The sequence below is a fragment of the Alteromonas sp. LOR genome, assembly GCF_000753865.1.
Taxonomy (GTDB): domain Bacteria; phylum Pseudomonadota; class Gammaproteobacteria; order Enterobacterales; family Alteromonadaceae; genus Alteromonas.
Map to the genome: position 1 here is coordinate 1 of NZ_JQFW01000043.1, position 12,386 is coordinate 12,386.

The following is a 12,386-nucleotide window of genomic DNA, read 5'->3' on the forward strand; positions in this document are numbered from 1 at the left end:
AGCGCAATATAAAACTATTCCATATAATAAGTATTTCATTATTTATCCTTAGGTAAGTGCCTGCCAACTGACTTTCTTAGTCCGCTGAACGCCGAATAAAAATGTAACTAAAACAACGATAGACAAAACAAAGTCAATAGAGAAACCGGTAAACCTACGATCAGGTAGGCGAGCATTTCTCGTTTAATAATGTCGGACACCATAGCGTTAAGAGAAAGTCGTATGGCGTATAAACATTATTTACTTCCACCTGTCAGCCTGTTGTATTCTTCTTCAGACACTATAGTGACAGTCACACTGTCGGCGGGCTTTTTTAAAATCTTAACGTAATGCACTCGATATTGAGTCAGTAGCCCCATGACTTTTTCATTGATTATATTTTGCTTTTTACATGGCGGACAATGCTCATCTTTTTGTGCTCTTACTATAAATAATGTGTAATCGTAATCAGAAAAATCATAATCGTCAGGCAGTTGTTTCGACAACATCGCCAAATCATTGTCGGATGAATCAATAGGTTTTGTGTTAGTAAAATGTCTTGCCAAATCCCGAGCGACGCTATTCTGCTTAAAAACCGTTTCACCCTTTCGATTAACTAAATACGTCAAAGGGGTCACATTTCCGAACCCTGTCGCCTTATAATTTTCTGGCTCAATGAGCACTTCAGTGACTTCTACTGCTTTCACTGCATTTAATGACAGAGCGCAATATAAAACTATTCCATATAATAAGTATTTCATTATTTATCCTTAGGTAAGTGCCTGCCAACTGACTTTCTTAGTCCGCTGAACGCCGAATAAAAATGTAACTAAAACAACGATGGACAAAACAGAGAATCCACCCGCGTAATGCAAGATTGCGTCACTGCCTTGAAGTAAAATGTCTTTTTGACTTGAAATCGAAAAAAGTAATGTGAGCAGCGCAACTGGAAAACCAACTATCAAGTATGTGAGCATTTCCCGTTTAACAATGTCGAACACCATAGCGCCAAGGGAAAGTCGTAGCGCTATCTCTCTCTGAGATTTAATGAGTAAAATATTGATGCTGTTATATGAAAATAAGATCGTTGTTGAAAGCAAAACAACGGTGACTAATAACGATGTCGTAATTAACGCTCTTTGGGGGGCTTCTTGCTCGTCGATTAGCGCTTCCAAATTGCTCGATGTAGGATTACTAAGCCTTGCATCTATATTTTTAAGCCCTGTATCCACCGCTTTTTCAACTTGGAAAGACGACAGCTTAGTGCGTATCAGCAAACTTTCTACGCCTAATAACGTGGGAGAAACTTGGTACACGATAGGCTCTGCGATATCGTCAATACTGTTTAAATGAACATCGTTTGCAACACCCACCACATCGATAACTTGCTTATCATTATCGCTGGTATCAATAAGCAATTTCATTTGGCTTAGTGTCTGCCCATCAAAAAACTTATGATACAAAGCCTCGCTGATGACGGCTTGGTTTCTATTCCCCCATGTTAGTGTATTTCCCTTTATCAGCTCTATTCCTGCCACTTCAAAAAAATTAGGGGACACTAACGACGTTAACACGCCCGGATTATTCTTGCCTCCAAGCGGTCGAAGGTCTTGCGTATAAATTGAGGTATACGCGTTTTGATTTTTCAAAAATGGTGTTGTTGTGATAGCCGCGTGTTTTATACCTTCTATTTGCTCAATATTTTGTATGACTAGCTCTGGTAGCTCATTAGTATAAAAGGTGCCACCAAAGCGAGGGATATCAAATGTCACTATCTCTAGCTCACTTTCGTCAAATCCTCTGTCTTTTTGATAGTAAGCATACTGCTGTAAAGAAAGGTCAACGCTTTTGGTAATACTTATACAGCTTATTGAAATCATAACGGCTAACAAAAAGAACGCTTGAAGCTTAACCCCCAGGGAAATACTTGTGCCGCGGCCAAGCGATGAAGCGAAGACCTTCCTCTGTAATGAGAAAAGTATGATGGCAATACCAAACAAGGGGAGTAGCGTGGCTGATAAGATACGCATTAATGAGATCCAGTTATTATTTACAGCAGTCTGTAATTCTGGAACCGCAAAGTTGAAATAGGCAGGGCTCATTGAGTAAAAAGCTGCTGACGCTGTGGCTACCGCCGACAAGGTAAGGATGAGTTCAAACATAAGCTGTGCGAACAGCTGCTGCTTGTTTGCCCCTATCATCTTTCTAAGTTCATGTTCATTTTGACGTCTTTCTAGATCGTCACAAAGGTTACTTAAAAACGCAATTGCACTAAAGATGAGAAGCACTAAGAAGAGGTACTTCAACCGCTCCAAACGACTACTTAAGGCTACGAACTCAGAAGCTGAAATGCCAAAAGCGTCAATAATCTCTAATTTTTCGTCATCAAAGAACAATGCTTGCTGTTGTAAGTATGCTTCAAGTCTTTCAGCGGCCACTGGATTCGCTGAACTTGTTAGTAAATAGGAGTAGGTATCTGGGCTGACCCCATCAAATGTTCCAACATTCAATCGTTCAATGTAAGCATATGGAATGAGTAAATCTGTTTTTGAGCCAGGCCGTAAACCTATAAACTCCTGTGGCATAACAGCACTGATGATGAGCAATTCAGCCCCAATTTGCAGAGTTTCACCGATGATATCGTCACCTTTATCAAGTGCTTGCCATAGGGAGTAAGAGATCGCGACGTGAATTTGTTCATTAGCATTTGGAAATTCCAGTTTTTCAAGGCTTCCCTTCAATGGAGAAATACCAAGATACTCATACCCCCCTGAGAAGAAACTGGCATATACGTCACGCTTGATAACACCGCCACTTTTTAGCCATGCGTTTTTTTGATAAGCAATGCCTTTTATGTTCTCTGGACCCGCATTAGGACGGGTTAATTCTTGCGCCAGATAAAAAGGTAATGCTGACTGGTTATCCGCTGTCTTATAACTTACTTGGACAATTTTCTCAGGGTGTTTAATGGCTGCGAAGCTTGGATTTTCGTAGGCGCTTATAATGGAGAGCACTTGGGCAAAAAAAGCGATTGGCAGACCAAGTAAACAAATTCCAAACCAATTTGTCCATTGTTTAGAGAATTGACGCCACCAGTTTGATGCGAGATCAAGGGTCAGCTTGTAAGACACACTATGCATTGCCCACATCGCTCTTTGCGTGGGTGAGTTTCCCGTCTTGAATGGTGTATTGGACTTTTGCTCTTTTCGCAAACTGTATATCGTGAGTGATAAGGCAAATAGTCTTCCCCGCTTTGTTTAATGACTCAAGAATGTCAAATATGATCTCGGCGTTTGAAGTATCTAGGTTTCCAGTAGGTTCGTCGGCCAAAATTAGCGAAGGATCGTTCACCATGGCACGTGCGATGGCTATTCTCTGTTGTTGTCCTCCCGACAACTCCCGAGGATAACGCTTTAAATAATCCTCCATCCCGACTAATTTTAAGACACTCACTACTTTTTCACGATACTCTTTTCTTGAGACACTAGCATTGTATGTCAGGGGTAAGCACACGTTTTGATAAACAGTAAGATGGCCAAGGAGGTTGAAGTTTTGAAAAATTAGGCCTATTTCGGCGTTTTTTAGTTTTGCCACCGACTGTTGAGTGAGGTCGGTCACATTAGTATCAAGCAATAGATATTTTCCGCTTGTCGGCTCATTTATAAGACCTAATATAGATAATAAAGTGCTTTTCCCTGAACCTGAGGTACCAACAATTGCAACATAGTCACCTTCTGAAATCGTCATGTTAACCCCACTTAACGCGGGTACTGTTGAATGAGGGTAAACGAAATCAAGACTTTTAAACTGAATTAGTTCTGGCATACTTTTCCTTGTAACTACTACCAAGCGGCTAGTTTTCAATTCCCGAGGAATTTTGAACAAGCGCTATATTTTCACCTTCTTTTAAATTTCCAGATAGAAAGAGGGAATCGCTGCTAGCATGGGATACTCGTACGTCCGTCGCTACCATTTCACCATCAAAAATTTTGAAAACAGTCCACTCTTTTTGTTCATTGTAATTAGGCGGTTTGCTGACCGAGGCAACCATTTCAACGTCAGATGATGTAATCTCCGCCTCGATAGATTGCTCAACCGTGAACTGCTCATTAGTCTTGGTCTTGAAATCAATGGTTACCTGAACAGCACCTTCCCTTACTATTGAGTCAATAAAAGCTACTTTACCCTCCAGCCTGCCCGCTGGACTAATGACCTCTGCAACACTATTTAGACTAATTTTGTGAGATAAGTACTGAGGAATTCTCACTTCTGCGACTAGAGATGCATCGTCGACAATTGACGCTAACGATTGCCCAATATTTACTGCTTGCCCTGAACTCAGCTTTAAATCTTTAACAAGACCTGATATTGCCGCTTTTACAGTTAACTCATTTATTCTTTCTTTAAAGTAAGCAACCTTTTCAGAAGCCGCGTCATTTTGTAAGTTAAGTGCAGAAACTTGCTCTGCCTTATTCTCGGTAAACATTTCCAGCTGCTTGCGGGCACTTGCTAAACTTAGCCTTGCTTGAGCTAGCGTCAGTTCCTGCTGTTTATACCTTATATTTGAAACTATTCCTGCCTCGTGAAGAGTTCTATTAGCGTCGTATTCTAATTGTTGCTTTTTCAACATTGAGTCGGCTGCAGAGACATCAGATTGCAACTTATACTCTTCCATTTTCAATTGGCTAATTCTAAAGGCAACGTTTGCCCGTGTTTCTAGAGCCTGAGATTCAATCTCCCGATATTCTCTGGTAAGAAGTGGGTTTGTCAGGGAAAATAGCTTATCGCCTTTTTTCACTCTTTGTCCTTGATGGACATAAATATCAGAAACATAACCATCTTCATTAGCGGCAACTACTTGAGTATTAGTCGAGACAATTTTACCTATTCCGCGCAAAAGGGAAGATGACGGAGATAACCTCACTTCATAGGTTTCAAAGCGTGTTTGTGACTTTGAGCTTTGATAAAAGCTAACAATAAACACAGCAATGAGTAAAAAAACGAAGAAAACCAATATCAAATAAGGTTTTTGTAAACTCTGTTTAGTTTTGATGTGAGCCTGCATTGAGAGGTCTCCCTAACTTTATAGTAATATACCCGATCGAATTATGAAGATAGGGACTAGTGGGCAACTCTTATATTTCGACTGTCGCCGGTGATACTGTTAGGTGAAAACCTCTATCAATAGGAATATATAGATTAATGACGGTGAAGTGGTCATTCAGAAAGCGGATATTCATTTTGCTGTGTGATTTGATTGCCGATTCCATGCTGTCTTCCTTTTTTATCGTTTTTTGGCGTTCCTAACCTGCAAAATCCAACTTAGCATAACGAACAAAAAACTCAAAGTAACCGGCGCATGACCTCTTCTCCCTCCCTACCTGGTCATAATCGAAAGTATCTTTAAAATCTGAGCGCATAAAAACAGGACGCTTTGAGCGCTTCATTCTCATTCCTGTTTTACTTTAAATTGTCACCGTTGACCCCTTTGAAAACAGGTAAAATAATACGCAAAAATACGACAATTATGACCTTCCAGCATCTAATAGAACTAGCATTACTGAAAACCACACTACTTAATGCTAGAGTTGTGAAAAACAAAATATAAGCTCTGTACTCTATGACCAATGAAACTCCGTTAGTCACATCTTTCGATGTGCGTTTTTGTGAAACTGATGCGCTGCAGCATGTGAGTAATACGGCTTTAGTGGCATGGTTTGAAGCCGCTCGTGAGCCCATTTTTCGTATGTTTACCCCCGAGTTAGATTTACAAAATTGGCCGCTGATTTTGGCCAGCTACAAAGTGAATTTTTTGGCGCAGATTTTCTATGGCAAACCAGTAACCGTAAAAACCTTTATCAGCCGATTGGGCAACAGTGCATTCGATGTGTTTCAGGAGCTGTGGCAAGATGACAAGTTATGCTCAACGGGTGTGACTACAATGGTGCATTTTGATTACAAAACCCAGCGCTCAGCGCCTATTCCTGATGAGGTAAAGGCAGCCCTTCATTCTCACTTCAAAGACATTTCAGATAAGTAAGGCACGGGGTAAGTAATCACCATGAGCGATTTAATAGAAGTAATTGATGATGTATTGCCACCAGAGTTGTGTACTCAGCTTATGGACCGCTTTGAAAACAGTCCTAACTTGAGTCAAGGTCGCACTGGTGGCGGCGTTGATTTAGATAAAAAACGCAGCACTGATGTGTCGATTAGCCGTAACGATGAGTTCCAAGATTTATTCAAGCAGGTCATGCAGCACACGGGTCAACAGTTGGTGGCGTATATTGAGAAATACTATTACGCACTCGTAGGCCCAATTGGGCTTACTGTAAAACACCCGAAAACCGGCGAGCCCGTAAAGCTTACTGGGGAAAATTTTGAAGAAGTAGGCAAGCCAAACTTAGCGAACTTAGTGAACTACTTATTTCGGGTAGGCGATGTGAATGCCCAGCGTTATACTGCGGGCAACGGGGGCTACCCCTACTGGCACTCAGAAGTGTATCCACAGCTTCAACATAACGATGCACTACACCGAGTATTGCTGTTTATGTATTATCTCAACGACGTGGATGAGGGCGGCGAAACTGAGTTCTATTATCAAGACCGTTCAGTAAAACCAAAAGCAGGAAGAATGGTTATTGCTCCAGCGTATTTTACCCACACTCACCGCGGGCAAATACCTAAGAGTAATGATAAATATATTCTAACCTCGTGGCTTTTGTTTAACCGTGCAGAGCAAATTTACACCCAAGGGTAATGGCTAAGGCCCTACTTCTAGGTGAGGATTCTTATGCGAGGCTATTAAGCGCGGCTTTTGTTCTATAGCAAAAGCTGGGCAATATCGAAGGGTTAAAACCCTTCGACGGCCTCGCCTTTCAAACGATAGCCCACCGAAGCAATATCGCCCTTCCAACCATCTGTAGACAGCTCACCCGTCACCCAAATTGCATCGTAAATATTGTCGATAGCAATGCCTTCTTCAAATTTAACATACACAATTTGATTAGAGGGTGGTGGCGGAACGTGGATACAAGCGCCAAAAAACGGCACTAATAAAAACTCAGTGGTGAGTTCGGCCGTGCCTTCAAGAGGAACCACAAAGCCCGGAATTTTAACCCGTTTACCATCATAGGTATTTACCACAGGCGCGTCGGGCTGTATTTGGCTCATCTCACCGTTGTGCTGCACCGCTGGTGGCGCTAGTTCGTTGAAGCCAGGAGGAACTAAGTCTTCCCAATACACTTCTACCGGCGCCTCTTGAGCTTGCGCTGAAACAGCGAAAAGCATCAAGCAGGATACTAACGCAAATAATGATGTTACTTTTGCAGTAGCCATAATCCTCTCTTATAAACAAAAACGGGCTGGTCGTAACCAGCCCGTTGTAGCATTACATTCACCTAAGGTGAATTATTCTGCTTTGAAACGCTCAACACTTGAGACAATCTCAGCTTTAGCAGCTGCAGCATCGTCCCAACCTTCAATTTTCACCCATTTACCAGGCTCTAAATCTTTGTAGTGCTCAAAGAAGTGCTCAATTTGCTTAAGAAGCAACGCAGGTACGTCGGCCAATTCTTTAACATCGCGGTAAATAGTAGATAGCTTGTCTACCGGTACAGCAAGAACTTTAGCGTCTTTGCCCGACTCATCAGTCATGTTCAATACGCCAACAGGACGACACTTAATCACTGAACCCGCAAGTAGTGGGAAAGGCGTCATTACTAATACATCAACCGGGTCGCCGTCTTCAGACAAGGTGTTGTTAACGTAACCGTAGTTAGTTGGGTAATGCATGCATGTCGCCATAAAGCGGTCTACATACAACGCACCAGTATCTTTATCTACTTCATACTTAACTGGGTCAGCGTGTGCTGGGATTTCGATAATTACATTCACTTCATCAGGCAAATTCTTGCCCGCAGGAACAGCATTCAAGCTCATTCGATTGTCCTTACAATAATAGGTTAGAAATTTTGCCCGTAAGTATACGGTGACAGCGGCAAAATAAAAATGGTTTAAGACTGATGTCGCATCAAACTATTGAATTTTGCCGCCTCATAATAACTATTTTGTGATTAGTTAGGCTTTTTTGGCGTAACTCACGCACATATCGACTTCTTCACTCGAGCCGATAATGCAAGGTACACGTTGGTGAATCTCTTCCGGCATCACTTCAAGTATGCGGCCTTCACCTGTTTCAGCTTTACCACCCGCTTGTTCCATCAAAAACGCCATTGGGTTTGCTTCATATAACAAACGCAGTTTTCCTGGCTTTGACGGGTCGCGATTATCAAACGGGTACATAAAAATACCGCCACGACATAATAGACGATGAATATCGCCAACCATGGCAGCTACCCAGCGCATGTTGTAATCTTTCTCGCGAGGCCCCTCTTTCCCAGCAAGTAAGTCGGCAATGTAAGCCTGCATTGAAGGTTCCCAATGACGCTGGTTAGACGCGTTAATGGAAAACTCAGAGGTTTGCGCCGGTACTTCAATATTAGGGTGCGTTAACAGAAAGCCACCGTGGGTTTTATCTAGCGTGTATATGTGCGTTCCACGGCCTGTAGTGAGTGCAAGCATAGTTGACGGACCATAAAGTACGTAACCTGCTGCAACCATCTGTGTACCTGGCTGAAGAAAAGCCGAAGGGTCATCAGGCTCCATCCACTGAGGCGCATGAGTAATAGAGAAAATGGTACCAATCAAGCTGTTAATTTCAGTATTTGAAGAGCCGTCTAGCGGATCGAAACTCACTAAGTATTTGCCCTCAGGATTGCAGGGAACAACATCGTCTTCTTCTTCTGATGAAATCGCTTTAACGTAACCCGACTCTCTCAGCGTATCTTTTAAAATATGATTAGAAATAACATCGAGCTTCTTTTGCGTCTCGCCCTGCACGTTTTCAGAGAGCGTTGAACCCAGTACGCCAGCAAGGGCGCCCTGACTGACACGGAAAGAAATTTCTTTGCAACCAGCTAGCAGCGTACGAATGAGCAATATTAGCTCAAGCGGTGCACCGTCTTGTTGCAATTGAGAGTTTAAACGTTTCATTTATTAAAAGCCTTTTTTTCGAGTGTAGGGTGTGGTGTCACAAGACGCACAGTTTTCGCACTGGCTTATCGCTCGTTGCTTTGCCAGTTAATCCTTTGCAAGTGTGTCGACAGGCGGCGCGTTAGCAATGTGCCGTACATCAATTGTAACCATGTTCGCCTAGAAATAGAACAGACATACAGGGTTATATACCATCAGAGTAACATTCACACACCATACCAGTTTTAGCGTTATCAACCTGAGCGTTCAGTAAATAAGGTCAACGTTGACTGTAAACGTGAGATAGCGGTGGCTAATCAAAGCGCTTAAGCTGAGTTTTTCTCACGTTGAATTATCCAAATCTTTTAAGGTTCTGATACAGTACACCCCATAAATGACAAGAATGAGAATGCGCTATGCACGTACATATTTTGGGTATCTGCGGAAGTTTTATGGGCGGCATTGCAGCCATCGCTAAGTCACTTGGACACAAAGTGACAGGGTCTGATAGCAATGTTTATCCACCCATGAGCACCCAGTTAGAGGCTTTGGGAATAGAACTCACCGAAGGGTTTGACGAAAGTCAGTTTTCGCCAACGCCAGATATCGTTATTATTGGCAACGCCTTGTCTCGCGGCAACCCGGCCGTAGAGTATGTGCTAAGCCGCAACCTAGCCTATACCAGCGGGCCTCAGTGGCTGTTAGATAACCTGCTAAAAGATAGATGGGTTATTGGCTTATCGGGCACCCATGGTAAAACAACCACCAGCAGTATGGTGGCATGGATATTAGACTATACGGGGCTAAACCCTGGCTACCTTATTGGTGGCGTTCCTGAAAACTTTGGCGTCTCAGCACGCATTGGCGATGGGCCATTCTTTGTCATTGAAGCCGATGAATACGACAGCGCGTTTTTCGACAAACGTTCTAAGTTTGTACATTACCGCCCAAAAACACTGGTCATTAATAATTTAGAGTTTGATCACGCAGATATCTTTCCTAACTTGGCCGCCATACAAACTCAATTTCATCACTTAATTAGAATGGTGCCAGAAAATGGCTTAATTCTCTCACCGAGTGACGTCCCTGCTATTGAAGAAACCTTAGCGCAAGGCTGTTGGTCGTCTCGCCAGTGTTTAGGTAAAGAATGGTCGAGTAAATTGCTAAATAAAGACGGCAGTCAATTTGATGTTATCCACAATGGTGACACCAAAGGTACCGTAACATGGTCGCTTCTCGGTCAGCACAATGTGGACAATGGCCTTATGGCAATTGCCGCTGCTCACCATGCTGGCGTAACACTACCTGATGCAATTGCAGCCCTCGCCCATTTTAAAAATGTAAAACGTAGAATGGAGGTTAAGGGCGTGGTGAATAACATCACGGTATATGATGACTTTGCTCACCACCCTACCGCCATAGCAACCACCCTTGAAGGGCTTCGCAATAAAGTAGGCAATGCGCGAATTCATGCCGTATTAGAACCCCGCTCTAACACGATGAAAATGGGCATTCACAAAGACACGCTAGCAAATTCGTGGCAGCAAGCCGACGAGGTATACTTATACGAACCCAAAGAAATGGGATGGTCGTTAAGTAAAGCTGCGGCCCAAAGCCCCGTTTCCTCACAGTGTTTTAATGAGGTAGAACCGATCGTTCAACTCCTAGCTACCGTAGCACTGCCAGGCGATCATATTCTCATTATGAGCAATGGTGGTTTCGACGGTATTCACGGGCGTTTATTAGATGCGCTTAGTAAAAAAATATAACAGGGCCAACACATGAAACATGACAAGCAAGTCACTCTTGCTATTACCGGCGCGTCTGGCGCACCCTATGCACTTACATTGCTGCAATCACTCGTTAGCGCCGACTACCAAGTTTACGTGCTTATCTCATCTGCGGCTAAAGTGGTGTTCGCTACCGAAGAAAATGTAAAAATTCCTTCGCGCCCTGAAGATGCAGCGGCATTTTTTACCGAGCACTGCGGCGGTAAACCTGGCCAAATTAAGGTATTCGGGAAAGAAGAGTGGTTCTCTCCGGTTGCCTCGGGCTCGGCGGCGCCGGCTAAAATGGTTGTGTGCCCTTGCTCTACCGGCACCTTATCGGCTATCTCCATTGGGGCGAGTGATAATCTTATTGAGCGGGCAGCCGACGTAGTACTCAAAGAGCGAGGCCAACTTATTTTAGTCCCCCGTGAAATGCCGCTTTCCTCCATTCACCTAGAAAATATGTTAAAACTGTCACAAATGGGTGCCACAATTATGCCAGCAGCCCCCGGTTTCTATCACAATCCTAAAACGATTGATGATCTGGTAGACTTTGTCGTGGCTCGAATTTTAGACCACTTAGGTATAGAACAATCATTGGTTGCTCGGTGGGGCTACCAATCGTCAAAACATTCAGAGGAATAACTATGTTTGCATTTGCAAATAGGACTTGCGCAGTGGCATTAAGCACACTGATAACAATGTGCATTGCTTCACCCGCTTTTGGTTGGGGTCAAACGGGTCACCGAGTAACGGGCGCTATTGCCGAGCAGTATTTAAGCCCGCTGTCGCAAGCGGCACTCATGGATTTACTACCCCATGGCTCCCTTGCCGAAGCCTCAACCCATGCCGATGAAATGCGCTCAAACCCCAGTGAGTTTTGGCAAAAAACCGCTAACCCTTGGCACTATGTGACAGTGCCTGAAGGTAAACGCTATGTTGAAGTAGGTGCACCAGAGCAAGGCGACGCGTTTAGTGCACTTAGCGATTTTACTAAAACCTTGAAAAGCGAAACGGCGAGTGATGATGAAAAACGACTGGCTCTTCGTTTTATCGTACACATTATTGGCGACCTGCATCAGCCGCTTCATGCGGGCAACGGCACCGATCGCGGTGGCAACGATGTAAAGGTTCGCTTTTTCTGGCAAGACTCTAACCTGCACCGCGTGTGGGACTCACAAATGTTAGATCAGCGCGCGCTGTCTTACACCGAGTGGACGGCTTGGTTAACTGAGCAAATTACCGCAGAGGATATTCGCAACTGGGCAACAACCGATCCCTACGTATGGATTGAAGAGAGCGTTAGTATTCGCGATACAATTTATCCTATTGATGCCAATAAAATGAGTTACGACTACTTGTACAATCACCTGCCAACGGCTAAACGTCGTCTGCAGATGGCGGGAATACGCATTGCTATGTATTTAAACGCTGTATTTGAAGACGCAAACACATAATCAGTAACGGAAGGGCGTGATGCCCCTATCGAATAAGCTGAACCAATACAAAATAAAAACGGAGGCCTAGGCCTAATGCCGATCAGTTAAGAAATATTTTAGCGATCGGTTGACCGATCTTTTATAGATGCAAAAATCCGATGAGCAT

At 43.4% G+C, this 12,386-nt stretch carries 13 protein-coding genes; 5 read left to right on the forward strand and 8 right to left on the reverse strand.

The window, feature by feature from the left end; all coding sequences use genetic code 11:
- Positions 1 to 236: 236 nt before the first annotated feature.
- From JV36_RS0113460 to JV36_RS19995, 5 genes are all read right to left on the reverse strand, one after another.
- On the reverse strand, positions 237 to 740 hold the full coding sequence (locus JV36_RS0113460) for a hypothetical protein (protein ID WP_032097072.1): 504 nt from the start codon (positions 738 to 740) through the stop codon (positions 237 to 239).
- Between the two features lie 9 nt (positions 741 to 749).
- The gene (locus JV36_RS0113465) at positions 750 to 3,119 is read right to left on the reverse strand and encodes an ABC transporter permease (protein WP_032097071.1); all 2,370 of its coding nucleotides are present in this window, start codon (positions 3,117 to 3,119) and stop codon (positions 750 to 752) included.
- Positions 3,112 to 3,804, reverse strand: coding sequence for an ABC transporter ATP-binding protein (locus JV36_RS0113470; protein ID WP_032097070.1), 693 nt, complete (start codon positions 3,802 to 3,804; stop codon positions 3,112 to 3,114). Before JV36_RS0113470 ends, JV36_RS0113465 begins: the two co-directional genes overlap by 8 nt.
- Positions 3,805 to 3,832: 28 nt before the next feature.
- Positions 3,833 to 5,044 (reverse strand): HlyD family secretion protein, encoded by a 1,212-nt coding sequence (locus JV36_RS0113475; RefSeq protein ID WP_032097069.1) that lies wholly within the window; start codon positions 5,042 to 5,044, stop codon positions 3,833 to 3,835.
- A gap of 70 nt (positions 5,045 to 5,114) precedes the next feature.
- Complete coding sequence (locus JV36_RS19995) at positions 5,115 to 5,249, reverse strand: hypothetical protein (protein ID WP_268746592.1); 135 nt, start codon at positions 5,247 to 5,249, stop codon at positions 5,115 to 5,117.
- A gap of 350 nt (positions 5,250 to 5,599) precedes the next feature.
- On the opposite strand from JV36_RS19995, the gene JV36_RS0113480 reads away from it, so the two are divergent.
- Both JV36_RS0113480 and JV36_RS0113485 read left to right on the forward strand, forming a co-directional pair.
- Complete coding sequence (locus tag JV36_RS0113480; RefSeq protein ID WP_032097068.1) at positions 5,600 to 6,019, forward strand: acyl-CoA thioesterase; 420 nt, start codon at positions 5,600 to 5,602, stop codon at positions 6,017 to 6,019.
- Positions 6,020 to 6,040: 21 nt separating this feature from the next.
- The gene (locus tag JV36_RS0113485) at positions 6,041 to 6,739 is read left to right on the forward strand and encodes a 2OG-Fe(II) oxygenase family protein (RefSeq protein ID WP_032097067.1); all 699 of its coding nucleotides are present in this window, start codon (positions 6,041 to 6,043) and stop codon (positions 6,737 to 6,739) included.
- A 92-nt stretch (positions 6,740 to 6,831) separates the two neighbouring features.
- On the opposite strand, the gene JV36_RS0113490 is transcribed toward JV36_RS0113485, so the two are convergent.
- From JV36_RS0113490 to JV36_RS0113500, 3 genes are all read right to left on the reverse strand, one after another.
- Positions 6,832 to 7,317, reverse strand: a complete 486-nt coding sequence (locus tag JV36_RS0113490) for a DUF3299 domain-containing protein (RefSeq protein WP_032097066.1) — start codon at positions 7,315 to 7,317, stop codon at positions 6,832 to 6,834.
- 72 nt (positions 7,318 to 7,389) lie between these two features.
- Positions 7,390 to 7,920: an inorganic diphosphatase gene (ppa, locus tag JV36_RS0113495; RefSeq protein WP_032097065.1), complete on the reverse strand. Its 531-nt coding sequence runs from the start codon at positions 7,918 to 7,920 to the stop codon at positions 7,390 to 7,392.
- A 138-nt stretch (positions 7,921 to 8,058) separates the two neighbouring features.
- Positions 8,059 to 9,033, reverse strand: a complete 975-nt coding sequence (locus tag JV36_RS0113500) for a class 1 fructose-bisphosphatase (RefSeq protein ID WP_032097064.1) — start codon at positions 9,031 to 9,033, stop codon at positions 8,059 to 8,061.
- 395 nt (positions 9,034 to 9,428) lie between these two features.
- Here JV36_RS0113500 and mpl point away from each other — a divergent pair, with 395 nt between their 5' ends.
- The 3 genes from mpl to JV36_RS0113515 are packed head-to-tail and all read left to right on the forward strand — an operon-like array spanning position 9,429 to position 12,238.
- Positions 9,429 to 10,781, forward strand: a complete 1,353-nt coding sequence (gene mpl / locus JV36_RS0113505) for a UDP-N-acetylmuramate:L-alanyl-gamma-D-glutamyl-meso-diaminopimelate ligase (RefSeq protein WP_032097063.1) — start codon at positions 9,429 to 9,431, stop codon at positions 10,779 to 10,781.
- Positions 10,782 to 10,793: 12 nt separating this feature from the next.
- Positions 10,794 to 11,426: a flavin prenyltransferase UbiX gene (locus tag JV36_RS0113510; RefSeq protein WP_032097062.1), complete on the forward strand. Its 633-nt coding sequence runs from the start codon at positions 10,794 to 10,796 to the stop codon at positions 11,424 to 11,426.
- Positions 11,427 to 11,428: 2 nt separating this feature from the next.
- Positions 11,429 to 12,238, forward strand: coding sequence for a S1/P1 nuclease (locus tag JV36_RS0113515; RefSeq protein WP_032097061.1), 810 nt, complete (start codon positions 11,429 to 11,431; stop codon positions 12,236 to 12,238).
- Positions 12,239 to 12,386: the final 148 nt, after the last annotated feature.